Genomic DNA, 21,829 nt, shown 5'->3' on the forward strand with positions numbered 1-21,829 from the left:
GCATCCGCGCATCGGTTCATGACCCAACGTCGGCGAAATCGCCGGACCTTCGGAGGATCCATGCAGTCGAGCGCCACCGTTCTGGTCTACAGCGACGACGCGAACACCCGTGCCCAGGTGCGGCTCGCGGCCGGGCGCAGGCCCGCCTCCGACGTGCCGCCCGTGGAGTTCCTGGAGTGCGCGACGCTGCCGGCGGTCCTCAAGGAGCTGGACCGCGGCGGCATCGACGTCTGCGTCCTGGACGGTGAGGCGGTTCCGGCGGGCGGCATGGGCGTGTGCCGCCAGATCAAGGACGAGGTCTTCCAGTGCCCGCCGGTGCTGCTCCTCATCGGCCGCCCCCAGGACGCCTGGCTGGCCACGTGGAGCCGTGCGGACGCCGCGGTGACCCTGCCGGTCGACCCGGTCGAGTTCCCGGACGCCCTGGCCTCCCTGCTGCGCAAGCGGCTCGCTGTGGGTGCCTGAGCTCACACTCCCGGCCGGAGCCGGGCGGAGTTGGCCTTGCTCTGCCCGGCCTTGAGGTCGGCCGTCAGGACACTGCCCGTACGCCACTTGTCCCACGACACGTTCCAGTCGCCGAACCCGTTGTCGAAGGGCGTCATGTCCTCGCCGATGCTGTTCACGACGGTGACGATGTCGCCCTCGTTGATGTTCTCGAAGAACCAGGCGGCGTTGCCGGTGCTCATGCCCGTGCAGCCGTGGCTGACGTTCTCGGCGCCCTGCGACCCCACCGACCAGGGCGCGGCGTGTACGTACTCGCCGCTCCAGGTGACCCGGGTCGCGTAGTACACCGGCAGGTCGTAGGCGTCCGAGCTGCCGGCCGAGATGCCGACGGTCGTCCCGCGCATACGTACGAAGTACTGCTTGCCCAGGACCACCTTGACGCCGTTACGGGTGGAGAACCCGGGCTTGCCGGTGGTGACCGGAATGGTGTTGATCACTTCTCCGTTGCGCTTGACGGTCATGGAGTGCGCGGCGGCGTCGGTGATGGCCTCGATCCGGTCGCCGGTGGTGATTTTCAGAGGCTTGCCCGCGCCGCCGTACAGCTTGTCGGCGATCTTCACGCCCTCCAGGTTGGAGTGGACGTTGATGGTGGCGTGGGTGGGCCAGTACTCCTTGGGGCGGTAGTGCAGGACCTTGTCGTCCACCCAGTACCAGGCGCCCTCCACGGAGGGCGTGGACTCGACCTTCAGGGCCCGCTCCACGATCGCGCGGGCCGCCTTGTCCTTGACGGGCTTGCTCAGCTGCGCGGTGATGGGCTGTCCGACGCCGTATTTGCCCGCGTCGGGGCCGAACTCCACCTCCACGGCATCCTTGACCGCCGCCGTGTCGAACGTCAGCGTGCGCAGGCCAGGAGAGCCGTCCTCGTTCTCCGTGGACACCTTCAGGGTGTAATGGGCCCCGGCCACCAGCGGGGCGGTGGAGTGCCACCTGCTGCCGTCGGCGGCGAGTTCGCCCGCCAGATAGCGCCCGTTGCCGTCGACGGCCGTGACGTCGGTCAGCCGGTCTTCCTTGCCCTTGGCGGTGATCTCCAGGGGCTTGTCGGGATCGGCCTTCTTGCTGCCCGCCGGGCCGTTGAACACGACCTGTCCGGCCGCGTCGTACGGCTTCGCGGAGAGGGGGTTGCCGTGGGACCCGCCGCACCCCGTGGCCCCCACACCGAGGGACAGGACCAGGAGGGTGCAGCTCACTACGGTGGGGATGCGCGGTGTGTGGCTCATGACCACACGGTATGAAGATTCGTCAGATCCGGCGCGCCGGGTGACTGCAAACGAGGGGCCCCCCGTCTCGTGGTGAGACGGAGGGCCCCTCGGTGGTGCAGTGCGGTGTGCCCGGAACCTACTGGTTCTGGTTCTCGCCGCGGTAGTACTCGAAGACCCAGCCGTACAGGCCGACCAGGATCAGCGGAGCCGAGAAGTACAGCAGCCACCAGCCCATGGCGATCGCCAGGAAGGCCAGGGCGCCGCCGATGCCGAGCGCGAGCGGCTGCCAGGAGTGCGGCGAGAAGAAGCCGACCTCACCGGCGTCGTCCGCGACGTCGGCCTCGTTGTCGTCCTGGGCGCCCACGTCGACCCGCCGGGCCGTGAAGGCCAGGTAGAAGCCGATCATGACGCTCAGGCCGAAGGCCATGACGAGCGCGGTGGTACCGGCCGCCTCCTTGGACCACACGCCGTACACGACGGCCATGACCAGGATGAAGGCGGACAGCCACAGGAACATCTTGCCCTGGATCTTCACTTCCCGGCCTCCTTGCCACCGGTGAGCATGTTGTCACCGTGGACGTCGCCGTGGTTCTCGAGCTGGTCGAGAGCGGCGATCTCCGGGTGGTGGAGGTCGAACGCCGGCGATTCGGAGCGAATGCGCGGCATGGTGAGGAAGTTGTGCCGCGGCGGCGGGCAGGACGTCGCCCATTCGAGCGAACGGCCGTAGCCCCACGGGTCGTCGACCTCGACCTTCTTGCCGTACTTGGCGGTCTTCCAGACGTTGTAGAGGAACGGCAGGATCGACAGTCCGAGCAGGAAGGAGGAGATCGTCGAGATGGTGTTGAGGGCGGTGAAGCCGTCGACCGCCAGGTAGTCGGCGTAACGACGCGGCATGCCCTCGACACCCAGCCAGTGCTGCACCAGGAACGTGCCGTGGAAGCCCACGAACAGCGTCCAGAAGGTGATCTTGCCGAGCCGCTCGTCCAGCATCTTTCCGGTGAACTTCGGCCACCAGAAGTGGAATCCGGAGAACATCGCGAAGACCACGGTGCCGAAGACCACGTAGTGGAAGTGCGCGACGACGAAGTACGAGTCGGAGACGTGGAAGTCCATCGGCGGCGAGGCCAGGATAACGCCCGTCAGACCACCGAAGGTGAAGGTGATCAGGAAGCCGATCGCCCACAGCATGGGTGTCTCGAAGGACAGTGAGCCCTTCCACATCGTGCCGATCCAGTTGAAGAACTTCACGCCCGTCGGTACGGCGATGAGGAACGTCATGAAGGAGAAGAACGGCAGGAGCACGCCACCGGTGACGTACATGTGGTGCGCCCACACGGTCACGGAGAGACCCGCGATCGAGATGGTGGCGGCGATCAGGCCGCTGTAGCCGAACATCGGCTTGCGACTGAACACCGGGATCACTTCGGAAATGATTCCGAAGAATGGCAACGCGATGATGTACACCTCTGGATGGCCGAAGAACCAGAAGAGGTGTTGCCACAGCAACGCGCCGCCATTACTGGCGTCGAAGACATGCGCCCCGAATTTTCGGTCCGCCTCCAGGGCGAACAGCGCCGCCGCGAGGACGGGGAAGGCGAGCAGGACCAGCACCGCGGTCAGCAGCACATTCCACACGAAGATCGGCATGCGGAACATGGTCATGCCCGGCGCGCGCATGCAGATGATGGTGGTGATGAAGTTGACCGCGCCGAGGATCGTGCCGAAGCCGGAGAAGGCCAGACCCATGATCCACATGTCGGCGCCGACGCCCGGCGAGCGGACGGCGTCCGACAGCGGGGAGTAGGCGAACCAGCCGAAGTCGGCCGCGCCCTGCGGGGTGAGGAAGCCACCGACCGCGATGGTCGAGCCGAACAGGTAGAGCCAGTAGGCGAACATGTTCAGCCGCGGGAACGCCACGTCGGGCGCGCCGATCTGCAGCGGCATGATCCAGTTCGTGAAACCGGCGAACAGTGGCGTCGCGAACATCAGCAGCATGATCGTGCCGTGCATCGTGAACGCCTGGTTGAACTGCTCGTTCGACATGATCTGCGTGCCGGGACGGGCGAGTTCGGCGCGCATGAAGAGCGCCATGATCCCGCCGATGCAGAAGAACGCGAACGACGTGACCAGGTACATCGTGCCGATCGTCTTGTGATCAGTGGTGGTCAGCCACTTGATGACGACGTTTCCCGGCTGCTTGCGCCGGACCGGCAGCTCGTTCTCGTACGAGTCGTCTGCTGCCGCGGCACCCTGAGATTCGTTGAGGATGCTCACAGTTTGTTCGTCTCCGCGTTCTTGGCGGGGTCGGTCTGGGCGATGCCCGCCGGCACGTAACCGGTCTGGCCCTTCGCCGCCAGCTCCTTGAGGTGCTGCTGATAGCGCTCCGGGGAGACGACCTTCACGTTGAAGAGCATGCGCGAGTGGTCGACGCCGCAGAGTTCGGCGCACTTGCCCAGGAAGGTGCCTTCCTGGTTCGGCGTGACCTCGAACGAGTTGGTGTGCCCGGGGACCACGTCCTGCTTCATCAGGAACGGCACGATCCAGAAGGAGTGGATGACGTCGCGCGAGGTCAGCACGAAGCGGACCTTCTCGCCCTTCGCCAGCCACAGGGTCGGGCCCGGGTTTCCGGTCTGCGGGTTACGCGTGCCGGGGATACCGACGTCGTAGACACCGCCCGCGTTCGCGGGGAAGTCCTTCTTGAACCGGTCCGGAATCGCTTCCAGGTTCGGGTCCGTCGTGGCGTTGCCCTTCACACCGGGCACGTCCTCGACGTAGTTGAAGCCCCAGCTCCACTGATAGCCGACCACGTTGACCGTGTGAGCGGGCTTCGGGGACAGAGCCAGGAGCTTCGATTCGTCGCGTGCCGTGAAGTAGAAGAGCACGGAGACGATGATGAGCGGGACCACGGTGTACAGCGCCTCGATGGGCATGTTGTACCGGGTCTGCGGGGGAACCTCGACCTTGGTGCGGCTGCGCCGGTGGAAGATGACGCTCCACAGGATCAGGCCCCAGACCAGCACGCCCGTGGCGAGCGCAGCCGCCCACGAGCCCTGCCAGAGGGACAGGATCCTGGGAGCCTCGTCCGTCACCGGAGTGGGCATACCAAGTCGAGGGAAGTCTTTCCAGTTGTACGAGCAACCGGATGCTGTCGCCAGGACCAGGCCCGCAGTCAGCACCTGCGGCAGCTTCCGCCGCATCGGGCGCCTCGACGTGGGGGAACCACCCGCGCCTTCCAGGCAGCGGGGGAGGTCGGAGCCGTTGGGACTCACGTAGCGCCTTCCCGAGAGTCTCGCCCGCGGTGGTCGGCTACGGCCGTCTCGCTGGTCGGTCGCCGCCCTGGCACACGGGCAGGGGTTTGGATGTTTATGCGGACCAAACCCTACTGGACGCTATTTGGGGTCGCGCGGGGAGGGTGCCCAACGCGCCGTCCGACTCCCCGAAGGGGTGGAGTCGCGGTGGAATCCGGGCCTCCGGGCGCCATCTGACGGCCCCTCGCCCCGGCCGCCGCCGCTCGCCCGCCGCGCCGGGGTTAGCGTGGCGCCGTGCCCTACTTCGACGCGGCCTCCTCGGCCCCCCTGCACCCCGTCGCCCGTCAGGCGCTGCAAGCCTCCTTGGACGAGGGGTGGGCCGATCCGGCCCGGCTCTACCGGGAGGGACGGCGCGCCCGGCTGCTCCTGGACGCGGCGCGCGAGGCCGCGGCGGAGGCCGTCGGATGCCGTCCGGACGAGCTCAGCTTCACCGGTTCGGGGACCCGTGCGGTGCACGTGGGAATTTACGGATCCTTGTCCGGGCGTCGGCGTGTCGGGCGGCACCTGGTGGTGTCCGCGGTCGAACACTCCTCGGTCCTCCATTCGGCCGCCTCCCACGCGTCGGACGGCGGTTCGGTCACCGAGGTCGCGGTGGACCGTACGGGACGGGTCTCCCCCGACGCGTACGCCGCGGCGCTGCGCCCCGACACCGCGCTCGCCTGTCTCCAGTCCGCCAACCACGAGGTGGGTACGGTCCAGCCGGTCGCCGAGGTGGCCGAGGCGTGCCGGGCGGCCGGAGTGCCGTTGCTGGTCGACGCGGCGCAGTCGCTCGCGTGGGGGCCGGTGGAGGGCGCGTGGTCGGTGCTCGCGGCGAGTGCCCACAAATGGGGCGGCCCGGCAGGAGTCGGGCTGCTCGCGGTCCGCAAGGGTGTCCGGTTCGCGCCCCAAGGGCCCGCGGACGAGCGGGAGTCGGGCCGTGCGCCCGGCTTCGAGAACATCCCGGCGATCGTGGCGGCGGCGGCCTCGCTGCGGGCCGTACGGGCGGAGGCGGAGGCCGAATCGGCGCGACTGCGGGCCCTGGTGGAGCGGATCCGGGGGCGGGTCGCGGAGCTGGTGCCGGATGTGGAGGTGGTCGGCGATCCGGTGCGCCGGCTGCCGCACCTGGTCACCTTCTCCTGTCTCTATGTCGACGGGGAGACGCTGCTGCACGAGCTCGACCGGGCGGAATTCTCCGTTTCCTCCGGTTCGTCCTGCACGAGCAGCACCCTGACCCCCAGCCATGTGCTGCGGGCGATGGGCGTCCTGAGCGAGGGCAATGTGCGGGTGTCGCTGCCCGTGGGCACCTCGGCGCAGGACGTCGACCGGTTCATCGAGGTGCTGCCCGGCGTGGTCGCCTCCGTACGGGCAAGGCTCGGGGCGCCGGCCGCTGTCGCCGGGCCCGGCGACAGCGAGGAGTTCACGGTGGACTCGCTCGGCAGGCTCTGCCCGATCCCGGTCATCGAGCTGGCGAAGGCCATCGGCAACGTCCCCGTGGGCGGCACGGTGACCGTGCTCGCCGACGACGAGGCGGCCCGGCTCGACATCCCGGCGTGGTGCGAGATGCGGGGCCAGGAGTACCTCGGCGAGCACCCGGCGGCGGCCGGAACCGCCTACCGGGTGCGCCGGGTGAGCTGAGCCCGTGGGGGTGTCCTTCAGGGGTGCCCTACAGGGGTGTCCTACTGGAGGTGGGCCCGCACCTCGGTGGCGGCCTCGTCGCCGTACGCCTTGGTGAACCGGTCCATGAAGTTGGCCCGGCGCATCGTGTACTCCTGGGTGCCGAGCGTCTCGATGACCAGGGTGGCCAGCATGCAGCCGAGCTGGGCGGCGCGCTCGTGGCCGACGCCCCACGACAGGCCGGTCAGGAACCCGGCGCGGAACGCGTCGCCGACGCCGGTCGGGTCGACCTTGGCGTCCTCCTCGGGGCAGCCAACCACGATCGGCTCGGCGCCGACCGCGTCGATGCGCACCCCGCGCGAGCCGAGCGTGGTGACCCGGTAGTCGACCTTGGCGAGGATCTCCTCGTCGCTCCAGCCGGTCTTGGACTCGATGAGCCCCTTCTCGTACTCGTTGGAGAAGAGGTACGTCGCGCCGTCGAGCAGGGTGCGGATGTCGTCGCCGGACATGCGGGCGATCTGCTGCGAGAAGTCGGCCGCGAAGGGGATGGACCGCGCCTTGCACTCCTCGGTGTGGCGCAGCATCGCCTCGGGGTCGTCGGCGCCGATCAGCACGAGGTCGAGGCCGCCCACCCGGTCGGCGACGGCCTTCAGCTCGATCTGGCGGGCCTCGCTCATCGCGCCCGTGTAGAAGGAGCCGATCTGGTTGTGGTCGGCGTCGGTGGTGCACACGAAGCGGGCGGTGTGCAGGACCTCGGAGATCCGCACCGAGCCGGTGTCCACGCCGTGCCGGTCGAGCCAGGCGCGGTACTCGTCGAAGTCGGAGCCGGCCGCGCCGACCAGGATGGGCCGGCCGCCGAGCTGGCCCATGCCGAAGCAGATGTTGGGACCGACACCGCCGCGCCGTACGTCGAGGTTGTCGACCAGGAAGGAGAGGGAGACCGTGTGCAGCTGGTCGGCGACCAGCTGGTCGGCGAATCGGCCGGGGAAGGTCATGAGGTGGTCGGTGGCGATGGAGCCGGTGACTGCGATACGCACGACGGGGGCGCTCCTGATGAGAATGCTGAGGGGCGGGCGTTGACAGTTCACGCTACCGGGTCGCCCCTGGTGGGCCGGCCGGCGGAAACTACCCAATAGTAGGTCTTTCTGCGCACACCACCCGGTGCGTACGGTGCGGGCATGGAAACCAAGGTGAGCAGTGCGCGTGGGCGTGGGGCGGCGGCCGATCCGGGTCTGGAGGAGCTGCGCGGAGACTGCGCGCGGATGGCTCCGCACTGGGTCGTGCCCGAGGTGGCCGCTCCGGCGCCGGTGCCGCCGTCCCGCATCCACGGTGTGACCGTTCCGCCGTCCTCGGTACGTCTGATCGCGGACATGTCCGAATACGGGGACTGAAACGGCCTGATCACGCGGGGTACGAGCCCCGACCGCGCGGGGCTCGAACGCCGGGTGCGGGGCCCGACCGCGCGGGGTTCGAACGCCGGGCCGGGCCCCGACCGCGCGGGGTTCGGCGCACGGATGGAACCGTGCGCTCCCCCGCTCCGTCCAATCGCCGTCCCTCGTAAGGGGGATGCTGGATACGACTGGACAGGAGCGATCTGGTGAGCAGCGAGCACACGCAGGACGAGCCCCGGCAGCGGCGTTCTCGGCGGTCTCCCTTGGTCCTGGCCGCGGCCGCCGTGGCCGTACTGGCCGCGGGAGGCGGCGGGGCGTACTGGGCCACCACCGCCTCCTCGGGCGGCGGCGGGACGCCCGGCAAGGACGGCGCTCCGCCGCCGCTCGCACTCGACAGCGCCCCCGGCGGGGGCGGCGCGGGCAGCGGTGGCGGGGGCGGCGGTACCGGCGGCAACGGCATTGCGCCGGGCGAGCCCGACCCCAATGGGGTGGTCTACCGGACGTCGGTGAAGCTACCCGGCGGGCCCGGCAAGGCGTCCGTCTACCAGCCACACGGCACGGTGAGCGAGGCCGATGTGCACCGGCTCGCGCAGGCGCTCGGCGTCGACGGGGCGGCCCGCCTGGAGGGCGGCAGCTGGAAGGTGGGGGCCACCAAGGACGGCGCGGGGCCCACCCTGACGGTCAGTCAGAAGGCGCCGGGTACCTGGTCGTTCACCCGCTTCGGCAGCGGCGGCACGGACAACTGCCCGAAGGGCAAGATGTGTCCGATGCACACCACGGGTGCGGACACCGGGGCGGACACCGGCGGCACCGGCGGCGCGGCCGTGAGCGAGCAGGCGGCGAAGGCGGCCGCGGCCCCGGTCCTCAAGGCGCTCGGCGAGGCCGACGCCAAGCTCGACGCCAAGGAGATCCTGGCGTCGGCCCGGGTGGTGAACGCGGATCCGGTGGTCGACGGGCTTCCCACGTACGGCTGGACGACCGGAATCCAGGTCGGCCCGAACGGTCAAGTGGTGGGCGGAAGCGGACAGTTGAAGGGCCTGGACAAGGGCGCCACCTACCCGGTGATCGGCGCGGACCAGACGCTGGCCCAGCTCAACCGGCAGGTGACCGAGCGGCCGAAGACCAAGGACTGCACGGGCCCGGTGCCGCTGGACGGACAGCCCACCAAGGGCCGGCTCCCGAGCGATCCGCAGGGCAACATCCAGCAGCCGTGCAAGCAGCCGACGCCCTCGACCGTGACGATCGACGGGGCCGTCTTCGGCCTTGCCGCGCAGTCCGTGGGCGGGGTGCAGACCCTCGTACCGTCGTGGCTGTTCCAGGTGAAGCCGGACGCCGGGCAGACGTTCACGATCACCGCTCCCGCGGTGGCGCCGCCGTATGTGACCAAGCCCCCGGCTTCGCCGCCCGGCGCCCCCGTGCCGACGCCGTCGGGGTCGGCCACGACGCCGGGCGCCCATGGCCAGTCGCTGGCGTCCTACGCCCTCGCACCCGACGGCCGGACGCTGAACGTCACGTTCTGGGGCGGGGTGTGCAGCACGTACACGGCGACCGCCGACGAGAGCGGGGACGGGGTGCGCGTGCGGGTGACCGGGCAGGTCAAGGACGCGAAGAAGATGTGCATCGCCCTGGCGAAGCAGCAGACGGTCTCGGTGCAGCTGCATCAGTCGCTCGGCGCCCGCAAGGTGATCGACGCGGACACGGGCAACGAGCTGCCGAAGAAGTAGCGGCGGTGACGTAACGCCGGAGAGGTGGTGCCTGAGAGGTAGCGCCGGCCGGGTGGGCGCGCGCCCTCGGACCGAGGCGCGCGGGCACGGGCACGGGCACGGGCACGGACATGGCGAAGGCGGGTGCCCCCGGTGTGACCGGGTGCACCCGCCTTTCGGCTGCCGTCAGGCCTAGCTGAAGGAGTCGCCGCAGGCGCAGGAGCCCGTCGCGTTCGGGTTGTCGATCGTGAAGCCCTGCTTCTCGATGGTGTCGACGAAGTCGATCGAGGCGCCGCCCAGGTACGGGGCGCTCATGCGGTCGGTGACGACCTTGACGCCGTCGAAGTCCTTGACGACATCGCCGTCGAGCGAGCGCTCGTCGAAGAACAGCTGGTAGCGCAGGCCGGAGCAGCCGCCGGGCTGAACGGCGACGCGCAGCGCCAGATCGTCCCGGCCTTCCTGCTCAAGGAGGCCCTTGACCTTGGCCGCGGCGGCGTCGGACAGGAGGATGCCGTCGCTCACGGTGGTGGTCTCGTCCGATACGGACATCTGCTTCTCTCCCGGGTTGTACGGAGACTGCTTGCCGACTGGTTGCAACCGGCGGGGCCCCGGATTCATTCCGGGTTCTTCTCTTTCATGCTCGCACACAAGGGGGCGGGCGGGAAAAGGCCTGTGGACAACTGGGCGTCACCGGCTGCGGGCCGGGTGCGGGCCCGGTGGCGGGCCGGGTGCGTCACATCGACGCTATGGCCATCGTCAAAGTGACGTGAAGCGGTTATGATAGATAGCGTCATTTAGACGAAAACCCCCGAGTGCAAGCACCCTGGGGCCACTGGAGCGGCTCCGCCGCACGCTTAAGGAAAAGAAAGGGTGCGTGACGTGACCACCGCCCAGCCCCGTCAGGACCTCCCCGGCCGCGTCGATCTCGACGTCCAGCCGACGCCGCTCGCCCTGCTGCTGCTCGGCCGCGAGGCCGACCCCAGGAGCGAGCGCGGCGTGGAGTGCCCCGGCGACCTTCCTTCGCCCTCCGACCCGGACCTGGTCGAGCGCGCCCGCGCGGCCAAGGCCAAGCTCGGGGACAAGGTCTTCATCCTCGGGCACCACTACCAGCGCGACGAGGTCATCGAGTTCGCCGATGTGACGGGCGACTCCTTCAAGCTGGCCAAGGACGCGGCCGCCAAGCCCGGAGCCGAGTACATCGTGTTCTGCGGTGTGCACTTCATGGCCGAGTCCGCCGACATCCTGACCGGCGACGACCAGAAGGTGGTCCTGCCCGACCTGGCCGCGGGTTGCTCCATGGCCGACATGGCCACCGCCGAGCAGGTCGCCGAGTGCTGGGACGTCCTGACCGAGGCCGGCATCGCCGAGCAGGTCGTGCCCGTCTCGTACATGAACTCCTCGGCCGACATCAAGGCGTTCACCGGCAAGCACGGCGGCACCATCTGCACCTCCTCCAACGCCGAGCGGGCGCTGAACTGGGCCTTCGAGCAGGGTGAGAAGGTGCTGTTCCTGCCGGACCAGCACCTGGGCCGCAACACGGCCGTACGCGACCTCGGCATGTCCCTCGACGACTGTGTGCTCTACAACCCGCACAAGCCGAACGGCGGGCTCACCGTGGAGCAGCTGCGGAACGCCAAGATGATCCTGTGGCGCGGCCACTGCTCCGTGCACGGCCGCTTCTCGCTGGACTCGGTGAACGACGTGCGCGAGCGGATCCCCGGCGTGAACGTCCTGGTGCACCCCGAGTGCAAGCACGAGGTGGTGGCCGCGGCGGACTACGTCGGCTCGACGGAGTACATCATCAAGGCCCTGGAAGCCGCCCCGCGCGGCTCGAAGTGGGCGATCGGCACCGAGCTGAACCTGGTGCGGCGCCTGGCGAACCGTTTCGCCGCGGAGGACAAGGAGATTGTCTTCCTCGACAAGACGGTCTGCTTCTGCTCGACCATGAACCGCATCGACCTGCCGCACCTGGTGTGGACGCTGGAATCGCTCGCCGAGGGCAAGCTGATCAACCAGATCCAGGTCGACCGGGAGACCGAGAGCTTCGCGAAGCTGGCGCTTGAGCGGATGCTGGCGCTTCCGTAGGCCCTGGCGACGTCGTCCCTGGCCACTCCCCCGCGTCACACGGCGAAGGCCGCCCCCCGCACCGGGGAGCGGCCTTCGCCGTTGTACGGAGCCGATCAGGTCCACGGAACCGATCAGGTGTACGGAACCGATCAGGCGTTGGCCGGCTCGCGGTCGTCGGAGTCGTCCGACGCCGTGGCGACGCCCGCCTTCCTGTCGCGCTTGGCCGCCTTCTTGGTGGCCCTGCGCTCCTTGCGGAGCTCGACCATCGCGTAGAGGGCCGGGACCAGGAGCAGCGTCAGCAGGGTCGACGTGATCAGACCGCCGATCACCACGACCGCGAGCGGCTGGGCGATGAAGCCGCCCTCGCCCGTGACGCCGAGCGCCATCGGGAGCAGCGCGAAGATCGTCGCCAGGGCCGTCATCAGGATCGGGCGCAGACGGTGGCGGCCACCCTCGACGACCGCCTCGACCACGCCGAGCCCCTGCTTGCGGTACTGGTTGATCAGGTCGATCAGGACGATCGCGTTGGTGACCACGATGCCGATCAGCATCAGCATGCCGATCATCGCCGGGACGCCCATCGGGGTGCCGGTGGCGATCAGCAGGCCGATCGCGCCGGTGGCCGCGAACGGGATGGCGACGAGCAGGATCAGCGGCTGGATGAGCGACTTGAACGTGGCCACCAGGAGCATGAAGACCAGCGCGATCGCCGCCAGCATCGCCAGGGCCAGGTTCTTGAACGCGTCCGACTGGTCCGAGGAGACGCCGCCGATGGAGGCGGTCGCGCCGGACGGCAGCTTCAGGTCCTTGATCTTGGCCTGGAGGTCGGTGCTGACCTTGCCGGTGTTGTCGCCGACGGGCTTGGCGGTGATGGTCGCCGAGCGGGCTCCGTCGATCCGGGTCATCGAGACCGGGCCCGGCACCAGCTTCACATCGGCGATGTCCCCGAGCTTGACCGCGCCGAGCGACAGGTTCTTGAGCTGGTCCACGGTGGTGGCCGGGTCGGGCGAGGTGATGTAGACGTCCCGCTCGGCGTCGCCCATGATCGCCTTGGTGACCTGGGTGCCGCGCACCTGCTGGGCGACGGCCATTCCGAGGGTGGTCTGGTTGAAGCCCGCGTCGGCCGCCTTGTCGTTGGGCTGCACCGAGACCCTCGGCACGCTCTGCGCCAGGTCGCTCTGGACGTCACTGACGTCCTTGAGGCTCGCGACGGCCCCGCGCACCTGCTCGGCGGCCTTCTTCAGGACGTCGCCGTCGGACGCCTTGACGACCACGCTCAGGTCCTGGCTGCCGAAGCCGCCGCCGGCCGTGATGGCCGGGTTGCCCGGCTGGCCCTTGAGCGCCTTCTCCAGACGGTCGTGCGCCGTGTCGTAGTCGTCCGCGCTCTTCAGCGTCACCGTGTACGAGGCCTGGTTGGCGCCGGTGCTACCGCCGAAGGCCGCCATGAAGCCGGAGGAGCCGACGGTGACCTGGTAGCTCTTGACCGCCGGGTCGGCGGCGAGGATCGCCTCGACCTTCTTGGACGCGGCGTCCGCGGCGTCCAGGCTGGTGCCGGGCGCCAGTTCCTGCTTGATCGAGAGGCTGTCCTGCTCGCCCTGGTCGAAGAAGTTGGTCTTCAGGAGACCGGCCATGCCGAAGGTGCCGATCAGGACGACGACCGCGATCAGCACACTGGTGAGGCGGCGCCGGGTGGCGAAGCGCAGCACCGGGACGTACAGCCGCTGGAGCCGGGACTTGTTCTCCTTCTCCTCGGCCCTGCGGCGCGCCTCGTCCGGGTCGACGCCGGCGATCGCCTTGGGCGCGCGCAGGAACCAGTACGACAGGACCGGGACAACGGTCAGGGAGACGAGGAGCGAGGCGAGCAGGGCGGCGGTGACGGTGAGGCTGAACGAGCCGAACAACTCGCCCACCATGCCGTTGACGAAGGCGATCGGCAGGAAGACCGCGACGGTGGTGAGCGTCGACGCGGTGACCGCGCCGGCGACTTCCTTGACCGCCGCGAGGATCGCCTCCTGGCGCTCCTCGCCGTAGCCGAGGTGGCGCTTGATGTTCTCCAGGACCACGATCGAGTCGTCGACGACCCGGCCGATCGCGATCGTCAGCGCGCCCAGGGTGAGCATGTTGAGGGAGAGGTCCTGCGTCCACAGCACGATCAGGGCGAGCACCACGGAGAGCGGGATGGAGACCGCGGTCACCAGCGTGGAGCGGATCGAGGCGAGGAAGACCAGGATCACGATCACGGCGAAGAGCAGGCCGAGCGCGCCCTCGGTGGTCAGGCCGGAGATGGCCTTGGAGACCTGCGGACCCTGGTCCATGGCGACGGTGAGCTCCGCGCCGGAACCGAGGTCCTTCTTCAGGTCGGGCAGCTTGTCCTTGACGGCCTTCGAGATGGCGACGGCGCTGCCGTCGTGGTCCATGGTGGCCGTCACGGCGAGGCTGGGCCTGCCGTTGGTGCGGGTGATGGAGACCCGCTGCGCGGGCTCCTGCTTGACGGTGGCGATGTCACCGAGGCGGACCGCGGAGCCCTGCTGCGGCTTGATCCGCAGGTCCTCGATCTGCTTCAGGGAGGTGTAGGGAGCGCCGACCTGGACGGTGCGGCTCTTGCCGTCCTCGGAGAACGAGCCGCCGGGTATGGTCGCGCCGCCCGCCTTCAGGGCGTCGCTCAGGGTCATGGTGGTGAGGCCGGCCTGGGCGAGCTTCTTCGCGTCGGGCGTGACGTCGACCTGGAGGTCCTGGACGCCGTCGACGCTGACGCGGCCGACGCCCTGGATGTCCTCGAGGACCGGGACGACCGTGCGGTCCAGCTGGTCGGCGAGCGCCTGCTGGTCCTTGTCGGAGGCGACCGCGAGCACCACGGTGGGCATGTCGTCGGTGGAGCCGGCCACGACCTGCGGGTCGACCTCGGTGGGGATCTGGTTGCGGGACCGGTTGACGGCCTGCTGAATGTCGGCGACGAGCTGCTTCGTACCCGTGCCGTACTCGAAGGTCGCCATGATCACGGCGTTGCCCTCGGACGCCGTGGACGTGATGCCCTTGACTCCGCTGACGGCCTTGATGTTCTTCTCGAGCGGCTCGACCACCTGCTTCTCGACCACGTCGGGCGAGGCACCCTGGTAGGGCGCGAGGACCGACACCATCGGCAGTTCGATGGTGGGCAGCATCTGCTGCTTGAGCTGCGGAATGGCGATCGCCCCGAAGACGATCGCGACGATCGACATCAGGCCTATCAGGGCCCGTTGTGCGAGGCTGAATCTGGACAGCCAGGACATGGGTGGGGTCTCTCTTCTGTGGCGTGCGAGCGTGTGGCGTGCGAGCGGCGGTACGGCGGGCGGAGCAAGCGGGGCCGGCCCGTGAGCACGCGGCGCGTCATCCGGGAAAGACCCGGCCCCCGCCTATAACCCTCTGCCATGGGGCGGGTCGGATTCCTCGCTCCCAGGTCGCTTTCCTTATCCCGCGCATACCGCAGCCGCAGTACGCCGCGCTCCACCCTTCAGTCCACCCGTGGGCGGACAAGGCCCGATTCGTACGCGATGACCACCAATTGGGCACGGTCGCGGGCGCTCAATTTGGCCATCGCCCGGTTCACATGGGTCTTCACGGTGAGCGGGCTGACGCAGAGCCGCTCGGCGATCTCGTCGTTGGAGTGGCCGCCCGCGACCTGGACGAGGACCTCGCGTTCGCGGACCGTGAGGGCGGCGAGCCGCTCACCGTGCCGGCGCAGATCGTCCTCGCCCGCCTCCCAACGGCCGCCCTGCGCGAGGAAGGTGGTGATCAGGCCCTTGGTCGCGGCCGGGGACAGCAGCGCCTCGCCCGCCGCGGCGATACGGATCGCGCCGAGCAGTTCCTCGGGCTCGGCGCCCTTGCCGAGGAAGCCCGAGGCGCCGGCGCGCAGCGACTGCACCACGTACTCGTCGACCTCGAACGTCGTCAGCATCACCACGTGCACGGTGGAGAGCGCCGGGTCGGCGGTGATGGCCCGGGTCGCGGCGAGGCCGTCGGTGCCGGGCATCCGGATGTCCATCAGGACCACGTCCGGCAGGGTTTCGTGGACCACGGTGACGACCTCGGCGCCGTCGGCGGCCTCGCCCACGACCTCCATGTCGGGCTCGGAGTCGACGAGGACGCGGAAGGCGGAGCGCAGCAGCGCCTGGTCGTCGGCGAGTACCACCCTGATGGTCATGACGTGCCCTCCCCCGTGGCCCCGGTCTCCGCGGCCTTGACGGGCAGTATCGCCTGTACGCGGAAGCCGCCGCCGTAGCGGGGTCCGGCGGTGCAGCTGCCGCCGAGGGCGGTGACGCGCTCGCGCATGCCGAGCAGTCCGTGGCCGCCGCCGTCGCCCGCCGTGCCGCTGCCGCTGCCATCGCCGTCGCCGTTGCCGTTGCCGTCGCCTCTGCCGTTGTCGATCACGGTGATCTCGGTGTTCGGCCCGGCCCGTACAACGCTCACCTCGGCCTTCGCGCCGGGGCCCGCGTGCTTGTGCACATTGGTGAGCGCCTCCTGGATCACCCGGTAGGCGGCCAGGTCGACGGCGGCCGGCAGCGGGGCGTCGTCGGTGCGGGCGAGCTCCACGGACAGCCCGGCGCGCCGGAACCCGGCGAGCAGATCATCCAGGAGGGCGAGGCCGGGGGCGGGTTCGGTAGGCGCGGCGGGGTCGCCGGACTGGCGCAACAGGCCGACGGTGGACCGGAGTTCGTTCAGCGCGGAGCGGCTGGCCTCCCGCACATGGGCGAGGGCCTCCTTGGCCTGGTCGGGGCGCTTGTCCATGACGTGGGCCGCCACACCGGCCTGGACGTTGACCAGGGCGATGTGGTGGGCGACCACGTCGTGGAGTTCGCGGGCGATCCGCAGCCGTTCCTCGGCGACCCGGCGCCTGGCCTCCTCCTCGCGGCCGTGCTCGGCCCGCTCCGCGCGCTCGCGGATCGCGTCGATGAAGGCACGCCGGCTGCGCACGGCGTCGCCCGCGGCCGCGGCCATGCCGGTCCAGGCGAAGATGCCGAGGTGTTCCTGGGAGTACCAGGGCGGGGTGCCGAGCAGCATGGCCGTGCCGGTGAGCACGACGATGGTCAGCACGCCGACGCGGTAGGTGGTGGGGCGGTCGGTGCGGGCGGCGACCGTGTAGAGCGCGACGACCGCGCTCATCGCGACGGGCGCGGGCGGGTCCCCCAGGCTCAGCTCGACCATGGCGAGGGCGCTGGTGCAGGCCAGCGTGGCCATGGGGCGGCGCCGGCGCAGGACGAGCACGGCGGCGGCGAGCGTCATCAGGACGAGCGACCGCAGACCGGGCGTACGGGTGCCGAAGGTCGGCCCGTTCGGCCCGTGCGGGTCGGCGAACGACCCGAGGACCATGCAGATCAGTACGCCGAGGGCGAGGGCGGCATCCGGGACCAGCGGGTGCGCCCTGAGCCAGGGGCGGGCCCGGTCGATGAGGGTCACGGTCACCTACGGTAAGCCTCGCGGGAACTTGGAAAGCACTCTGCGGGGCGGGGGCGGTGGTCCGTGCGGCCGTACCCATGCCGGACGGGGGGTGGTCCGTGCGGCCGTACCCATGCCGGACGGGGGCGGGCCGGCGGTCTTCGGGCGCGGGTCGTGCGTGGTTGCTCGCGCAGTTCCCCGCGCCCCTGGCGGGACCGGGGCCGGGCGGGGCGGACAGTTGCCGCCCATGCCGGGGCGGGGGCCGGTCTTCGGGCGCGGGTCGTGCGTGGTTGCTCGCGCAGTTCCCCGCGCCCCCGGCGGGGTCGGTGGCGGGCGGCGCGGGAGTGGGATCAGCCCGGGATCAGGCCGTCGTCGCTGAGCATCTCCCTGACCTCGTCCAGGCTCGCGTCCGGGCTCGGCAGGATCAGCTCGGACGGTTCGAGAGCGTCGTCGGGCAACGGCTCGCCCAGGCGGCGTACCGCGTCGAGGAGCGCGCCCAGGGTGTGGCGGAAGCCCTCTTCGTCGCCGGCCTCCATCTGTTCGAGGAGGTCGTCGTCGAGCTTGTTGAGCTCGGTGAAGTGGCCGTCCGCCAGCTTCACCTGCCCCTCCCCCATGATCCGGACGATCATGAACGTCTCCTGCCGTTCGTCACTGCTTGTCGAAGCGCGGGCTCTGCTGCGGGGACTTGTCCTCGGGAGCGGCGGTGCCGCCCTCGATGGCCTGCTTCCCCGCGGATCCGCCGCCCATCAGCTCGGCCTTCATCCGCTGCAGTTCCAGCTCCACATCCGTACCACCGGAGAGGCGGTCGAGCTCGGTCTGGATGTCGTCCTTGGCCAGGCCCGACTGGTCGTCGAGGGCGCCGGAGGCCAGCAGCTCGTCGATCGCGCCGGCCCGCGCCTGGAGCTGCGCCGTCTTGTCCTCGGCCCGCTGGATGGCCATGCCGACATCGCTCATCTCCTCGGAGATGCCCGAGAAGGACTCGGCGATCCGGGTCTGCGCCTGGGCCGCCGTGTAGGTCGCCTTGATCGTTTCCTTCTTGGTGCGGAAGGCGTCGACCTTGGCCTGGAGGCGCTGGGCCGCAAGGGTGAGCTTCTCCTCCTCGCCCTGCAGCGTCTGGTGCTGCGTCTCCAGGTCGCTGACCTGCTGCTGCAGCGAGGCGCGGCGGGACAGGGCCTCGCGGGCCAGGTCCTCACGGCCGAGCGAGAGGGCCTTGCGGCCCTGGTCCTCCAGCTTGGAGGACTGGCTCTGGAGCTGGTTGAGCTGCAGCTCCAGACGCTTGCGGGAGGTCGCCACGTCGGCGACGCCCCGGCGCACCTTCTGGAGCAGCTCCAGCTGCTTCTGGTACGAGTAATCGAGGGTTTCGCGAGGGTCCTCGGCCCGGTCAAGGGCCTTGTTCGCCTTCGCGCGGAAGATCATCCCCATACGCTTCATGACACCGCTCATGGGCTTCGCGCGCCCCCTTCTGACGGACTCCAGCTCCAGCTGCTGCAACAGAACCTACGGTACGGGCCCTGCATCCATTACCGCACTGTTCGGGCGCCGATGCGCTCATCCCCAAGGACGACTACGTTCCGCGCCGATCCGGCGCAGGGAGTAGGTGAACCCCGGAGGACCCCGGGGTTCGGTGCATCGCCCCGCCTTCAGGGACGCAAGGCGTTGTGGGATCGTTCCCCACCGGCCTGGGGTCCATGCCGGGTACCCCGTACCCTTGGGGATTGTGTTCCGTAGCCGTTCCAACGCAGAGAAGGCCCCCACCGACAAGGTGACGGCGGACCTCTCCCCAGCGCCCCGCGACCCCGAGGCCCCCAAGGGGCGCCCCACTCCCAAGCGGAGTGAGGCCCAGACTCAGCGCCGCCGTGCCTCGACCGTGCCGACCGACCGCAAGGAGGCCGCCAAGCGTCAGCGCGAGGCTCGCCGGGTCGACATGGCCAAGCAGCGTGAGGCGCTCGCCAATGGCGACCAGCGCTATCTGCCGGCCCGAGACAAGGGCCCGGTGCGCAAGTTCACCCGCGACTTCGTCGACTCCCGGTTCTCGGTCGCCGAGATGTTCCTGCCGCTCGCGGTGATCATCCTGGTGCTGTCGATGATCCGGATCGGCAGCCTGCAGAACCTTTCGCTGCTGCTGTGGCTCGTGGTGATCGTGCTCATCGTGCTCGACTCGGTCGGCCTCGCCTTCCGGCTGAAGAGGGCGCTCGCCGCCCGCTTCCCGGACGAGCCGAAGAAGGGCGCCGTCGCCTACGGTCTGATGCGCACGCTCCAGATGCGCCGGCTGCGCCTGCCCAAGCCGCAGGTCAAGCGCGGAGAGAGGCCCTGAGCGGGAAGCCGTCCGGGTTCACCGGCGCCTCCGGCGCCTGGCTGAAGGGTCTCGGCGGGCTGCGCAACATCGTCCGCCAGGAGCTCGTCGCCCGTCACCTCGACGAGCAGATAGCCGGGCGTTTTCCGGTGGGCCGGCGTCTGCGCGTCCTGGACGTCGGCATGGGCCAGGGCACCCAGGCCCTGCGCCTGGCCCGCGCCGGGCACTCGGTGACCGGTCTTGAATCCGATCCGGCGATGCTCCAGGTGGCCCGCGAGGCGCTGGCCACCGAGCCCGAGGGCATCCGCGAGCGGATGCGGCTGATCGAGGGCGACGGCCGTGAGACCGGGGTGCACTTCCTGCCCGGCTCGTTCGACGTGGTGCTCTGCCACGGCGTCCTGATGTACGTCGAGGACCCCGACGCGATGCTCGCCGGGCTCGCCCGGATGCTCGCCCCCGGCGGTCTGCTCTCGCTTCTGGTGCGCAACGCGGACGCGCTGGCCGTGCGGCCCGGGCTCGCCGGCGACTGGGCGGGCGCCCTCGCCGCGTTCGACACCGACGCGTACACCAACCGGATCGGCCTCCCCGTCCGTGCCGACCGGCTCGCCGCGCTGACCCGCACCCTCGACGGGATCGCGGCGCCGCTGCACACCTGGTACGGCGTGCGGGTCTTCACCGACACCGTGCCGAACGACGCGGAGCTGCCGGCCGCGGACGAGCTGGAGCGCCTCCTCGCCGCCGAGGACCGCGCCGGTCGCACCGACCCGTACCGCCACGTGGCGGCGCTGCTGCATCTTTTCGGCGTAAGGGACTGAGCCGGCCACGGCCCCATGCGGGGCCGGAGGTTCGGCGTCACGGGGTGCGGGCGCGGGTATCCGGCGGAGTGGGCCCCGGCCCGGGGCCCCGGCACCTGATCGGGCCCACCGACAGGCCGTCATATCGGACCAAAGGGATACTCCTGCCATGGATGCATCTCTTCGCCCCGGCCGGGTGCGCCGTGCGGCCTGGCCGCTGACCGCCGTCCTCGCCACCGCCGCTCTCATCGGCGGCTGTTCGGGTTCGGGAGCGGAATCCGCCGCCGCTCCGAAGGCGTCGCCGAGCCGGTCCGCGAGTGCGCCGGCTCCCCAGCACAACGGCTCCGGCGGGACCGACAGCCTCCAGAGTGATTACCAGCGGGTCATCAAGGACGTGCTGCCCTCGGTGGTGCAGATCGACGCGTCCAACAGCCTCGGCTCGGGCATCGTCTACGACGGCCAGGGCCACATCGTCACCAACGCCCATGTCGTGGGCAACGAGCGGACGTTCAAGGTGACGGCGTCCGGGAGCAGTTCGGCGATCACCGCCAAGCTGGTCGCCGCCTATCCCGAGCAGGATCTCGCCGTGATCAAGCTGGACTCGGTGCCGAGCGGCTTGAAGCCGGCCAGGTTCGGGGACTCCGCGAAGGTCGAGATGGGCCAGATCGTGCTGGCGATGGGGTCGCCGCTCGGGCTCTCCTCCAGCGTCACCCAGGGCATCGTGTCCGCGACCGGCCGCACCGTCTCCGAGGGCCGGGACGGCGGCGGGACCGGCGCCACCATCGCCAACATGGTGCAGACCTCGGCCGCGATCAACCCGGGCAACAGCGGCGGCGCCCTGGTCAACCTCGACGACGAGATCATCGGCATTCCGACGCTCGCCGCGACCGACCCGGACATGGGCGGCAGCGCGGCCCCCGGCATCGGCTTCGCGATCCCGGTGTCGATGGTGAAGACGGTCGCCGACCAGATCATCAAGAGCGGCAAGGTCACCGATTCGGGCCGGGCGGCGCTCGGCATCACCGGACGGACCGTGGTCGACTCCGGCTACCAGCCGGCCGGCGTCGCGGTCGTGGCGGCCCCCGCGAACGGAGCCGCGGCCAAGGCGGGTCTCAAGGTGGGCGACATCATTACGAAGCTCGGCACCACCGAGATCACGTCGATCACCGCCCTCACCGAGGCACTGGCCGCGGACAAGCCCGGCCAGAAGGTCCAGGTGACGTACACCCGCGACGGCGCGAAGAAGACCGCCGAGGTCACCCTCGGGGAGATCTGAGCAGGGCCGGGGGCGCCACGAGCGCCCCCGGCGGCTCCGGCAGGACCGGACCCTCAGACCTGCTCGGCGTGCAGGCTCATCGGGCCGTAGATCTTCGTGCCGTCCTCGAAGAGGAAGACCTGATCGGCCCCGCCTTCGAGCAGGTCCTTCCACACCTCACCGATCCAGGACTCCGCATCGCCCTGGGTCGTGAACTCCTCCGGCGCCACCGCCGGCTCGACCTCCGTACCGTCCGACTTCTCGAAACGCCACGTCCACGCCATGTCCGCCTCCTGGGTCCGCGTTGCTGCCC

General features: G+C 70.0%; 20 protein-coding genes. 8 read left to right on the forward strand and 12 right to left on the reverse strand.

The features are described 5' to 3' along the window. Positions 1-60: 60 nt before the first annotated feature. Positions 61-462 carry a hypothetical protein gene (locus tag AB0D31_RS25060; protein ID WP_362727161.1) on the forward strand — a complete coding sequence of 134 codons (402 nt, stop codon included), beginning with the start codon at positions 61-63 and terminating at the stop codon, positions 460-462. Between the two features lie 2 nt (positions 463-464). Here AB0D31_RS25060 and AB0D31_RS25065 read toward each other — a convergent pair whose 3' ends face one another. The 4 genes from AB0D31_RS25065 to coxB all read right to left on the reverse strand — a co-directional run bounded on the left by AB0D31_RS25065 (position 465) and on the right by coxB (position 4,897). After that, positions 465-1,718 (reverse strand): Ig-like domain-containing protein, encoded by a 1,254-nt coding sequence (locus AB0D31_RS25065; RefSeq protein WP_362727162.1) that lies wholly within the window; start codon positions 1,716-1,718, stop codon positions 465-467. Between the two features lie 118 nt (positions 1,719-1,836). Beyond that, positions 1,837-2,235 (reverse strand): cytochrome c oxidase subunit 4, encoded by a 399-nt coding sequence (locus tag AB0D31_RS25070; protein WP_362727164.1) that lies wholly within the window; start codon positions 2,233-2,235, stop codon positions 1,837-1,839. Then, positions 2,232-3,974 (reverse strand): cytochrome c oxidase subunit I, encoded by a 1,743-nt coding sequence (ctaD, locus tag AB0D31_RS25075; RefSeq protein WP_362727166.1) that lies wholly within the window; start codon positions 3,972-3,974, stop codon positions 2,232-2,234. The genes AB0D31_RS25070 and ctaD overlap by 4 nt, the downstream gene beginning before the upstream one ends. After that, entirely contained in the window at positions 3,971-4,897 is a 927-nt protein-coding gene (gene coxB, locus AB0D31_RS25080) for a cytochrome c oxidase subunit II (RefSeq protein ID WP_362727168.1), read from the reverse strand. The genes ctaD and coxB overlap by 4 nt, the downstream gene beginning before the upstream one ends. Positions 4,898-5,242: 345 nt before the next feature. Between coxB and AB0D31_RS25085 the strand changes: the two genes are divergently transcribed. Then, positions 5,243-6,622 carry an aminotransferase class V-fold PLP-dependent enzyme gene (locus AB0D31_RS25085; protein ID WP_362727170.1) on the forward strand — a complete coding sequence of 460 codons (1,380 nt, stop codon included), beginning with the start codon at positions 5,243-5,245 and terminating at the stop codon, positions 6,620-6,622. Between the two features lie 41 nt (positions 6,623-6,663). Here the strand turns inward: AB0D31_RS25085 and AB0D31_RS25090 are convergent, their stop codons facing one another. Continuing rightward, positions 6,664-7,638: a carbohydrate kinase family protein gene (locus AB0D31_RS25090; protein ID WP_362727172.1), complete on the reverse strand. Its 975-nt coding sequence runs from the start codon at positions 7,636-7,638 to the stop codon at positions 6,664-6,666. 141 nt (positions 7,639-7,779) lie between these two features. On the opposite strand from AB0D31_RS25090, the gene AB0D31_RS25095 reads away from it, so the two are divergent. Together AB0D31_RS25095 and AB0D31_RS25100 are read left to right on the forward strand one after the other, a co-directional pair. Continuing rightward, a complete protein-coding gene (locus AB0D31_RS25095) occupies positions 7,780-7,992 on the forward strand; it encodes a hypothetical protein (RefSeq protein ID WP_362727174.1) in 213 nt (70 codons plus the stop codon). A 206-nt stretch (positions 7,993-8,198) separates the two neighbouring features. After that, on the forward strand, positions 8,199-9,716 hold the full coding sequence (locus AB0D31_RS25100) for a hypothetical protein (RefSeq protein WP_362727176.1): 1,518 nt from the start codon (positions 8,199-8,201) through the stop codon (positions 9,714-9,716). Positions 9,717-9,887: 171 nt separating this feature from the next. Here the strand turns inward: AB0D31_RS25100 and AB0D31_RS25105 are convergent, their stop codons facing one another. Then, entirely contained in the window at positions 9,888-10,244 is a 357-nt protein-coding gene (locus AB0D31_RS25105) for an iron-sulfur cluster assembly accessory protein (protein ID WP_030933606.1), read from the reverse strand. A gap of 321 nt (positions 10,245-10,565) precedes the next feature. On the opposite strand from AB0D31_RS25105, the gene nadA reads away from it, so the two are divergent. Continuing rightward, positions 10,566-11,780: a quinolinate synthase NadA gene (nadA, locus tag AB0D31_RS25110; RefSeq protein ID WP_362727178.1), complete on the forward strand. Its 1,215-nt coding sequence runs from the start codon at positions 10,566-10,568 to the stop codon at positions 11,778-11,780. Positions 11,781-11,911: 131 nt separating this feature from the next. Here the strand turns inward: nadA and AB0D31_RS25115 are convergent, their stop codons facing one another. The 5 genes from AB0D31_RS25115 to AB0D31_RS25135 form a co-directional block, all read right to left on the reverse strand. Beyond that, positions 11,912-15,031: an efflux RND transporter permease subunit gene (locus tag AB0D31_RS25115; protein ID WP_362727180.1), complete on the reverse strand. Its 3,120-nt coding sequence runs from the start codon at positions 15,029-15,031 to the stop codon at positions 11,912-11,914. A 221-nt stretch (positions 15,032-15,252) separates the two neighbouring features. Further along, positions 15,253-15,942 carry a response regulator transcription factor gene (locus AB0D31_RS25120; RefSeq protein WP_362727182.1) on the reverse strand — a complete coding sequence of 230 codons (690 nt, stop codon included), beginning with the start codon at positions 15,940-15,942 and terminating at the stop codon, positions 15,253-15,255. Next, positions 15,939-17,195, reverse strand: a complete 1,257-nt coding sequence (locus AB0D31_RS25125; protein ID WP_362727184.1) for a histidine kinase — start codon at positions 17,193-17,195, stop codon at positions 15,939-15,941. The genes AB0D31_RS25120 and AB0D31_RS25125 overlap by 4 nt, the downstream gene beginning before the upstream one ends. 329 nt (positions 17,196-17,524) lie before the next feature. Continuing rightward, entirely contained in the window at positions 17,525-17,803 is a 279-nt protein-coding gene (locus tag AB0D31_RS25130; protein ID WP_362727186.1) for a hypothetical protein, read from the reverse strand. A gap of 19 nt (positions 17,804-17,822) precedes the next feature. Then, positions 17,823-18,617: a PspA/IM30 family protein gene (locus AB0D31_RS25135; RefSeq protein ID WP_362727187.1), complete on the reverse strand. Its 795-nt coding sequence runs from the start codon at positions 18,615-18,617 to the stop codon at positions 17,823-17,825. A 274-nt stretch (positions 18,618-18,891) separates the two neighbouring features. On the opposite strand from AB0D31_RS25135, the gene AB0D31_RS25140 reads away from it, so the two are divergent. The 3 genes from AB0D31_RS25140 (at position 18,892) to AB0D31_RS25150 (ending at position 21,537) form a co-directional block, all read left to right on the forward strand. Continuing rightward, on the forward strand, positions 18,892-19,488 hold the full coding sequence (locus tag AB0D31_RS25140; RefSeq protein ID WP_362727189.1) for a DUF3043 domain-containing protein: 597 nt from the start codon (positions 18,892-18,894) through the stop codon (positions 19,486-19,488). Between the two features lie 41 nt (positions 19,489-19,529). Beyond that, a complete protein-coding gene (locus AB0D31_RS25145) occupies positions 19,530-20,282 on the forward strand; it encodes a methyltransferase domain-containing protein (RefSeq protein ID WP_362727221.1) in 753 nt (250 codons plus the stop codon). A gap of 148 nt (positions 20,283-20,430) precedes the next feature. Next, complete coding sequence (locus tag AB0D31_RS25150; protein ID WP_362727191.1) at positions 20,431-21,537, forward strand: trypsin-like peptidase domain-containing protein; 1,107 nt, start codon at positions 20,431-20,433, stop codon at positions 21,535-21,537. A gap of 53 nt (positions 21,538-21,590) precedes the next feature. Here the strand turns inward: AB0D31_RS25150 and AB0D31_RS25155 are convergent, their stop codons facing one another. After that, entirely contained in the window at positions 21,591-21,800 is a 210-nt protein-coding gene (locus tag AB0D31_RS25155; protein ID WP_267053613.1) for a hypothetical protein, read from the reverse strand. Between the last annotated feature and the right edge of the window lie 29 nt (positions 21,801-21,829).

Source organism: Streptomyces sp. NPDC048361, assembly GCF_040651795.1.
In the GTDB taxonomy this organism is placed as follows: domain Bacteria; phylum Actinomycetota; class Actinomycetes; order Streptomycetales; family Streptomycetaceae; genus Streptomyces.

Coding starts and splice junctions, on each gene's coding strand:
- AB0D31_RS25060 (WP_362727161.1), top strand. CDS start 61: ATGCAGTCGAGCGCCACCGTTCTGGTCTACAGCGACGACGCGAACACC.
- AB0D31_RS25065 (WP_362727162.1), bottom strand. CDS start 1,718: ATGAGCCACACACCGCGCATCCCCACCGTAGTGAGCTGCACCCTCCTG.
- coxB (WP_362727168.1), bottom strand. CDS start 4,897: ATGCGGCGGAAGCTGCCGCAGGTGCTGACTGCGGGCCTGGTCCTGGCG.
- AB0D31_RS25095 (WP_362727174.1), top strand. CDS start 7,780: ATGGAAACCAAGGTGAGCAGTGCGCGTGGGCGTGGGGCGGCGGCCGAT.
- AB0D31_RS25105 (WP_030933606.1), bottom strand. CDS start 10,244: ATGTCCGTATCGGACGAGACCACCACCGTGAGCGACGGCATCCTCCTG.
- AB0D31_RS25115 (WP_362727180.1), bottom strand. CDS start 15,031: ATGTCCTGGCTGTCCAGATTCAGCCTCGCACAACGGGCCCTGATAGGC.
- AB0D31_RS25120 (WP_362727182.1), bottom strand. CDS start 15,942: ATGACCATCAGGGTGGTACTCGCCGACGACCAGGCGCTGCTGCGCTCC.
- AB0D31_RS25130 (WP_362727186.1), bottom strand. CDS start 17,803: ATGATCGTCCGGATCATGGGGGAGGGGCAGGTGAAGCTGGCGGACGGC.
- AB0D31_RS25135 (WP_362727187.1), bottom strand. CDS start 18,617: ATGAGCGGTGTCATGAAGCGTATGGGGATGATCTTCCGCGCGAAGGCG.
- AB0D31_RS25150 (WP_362727191.1), top strand. CDS start 20,431: ATGGATGCATCTCTTCGCCCCGGCCGGGTGCGCCGTGCGGCCTGGCCG.
- AB0D31_RS25155 (WP_267053613.1), bottom strand. CDS start 21,800: ATGGCGTGGACGTGGCGTTTCGAGAAGTCGGACGGTACGGAGGTCGAG.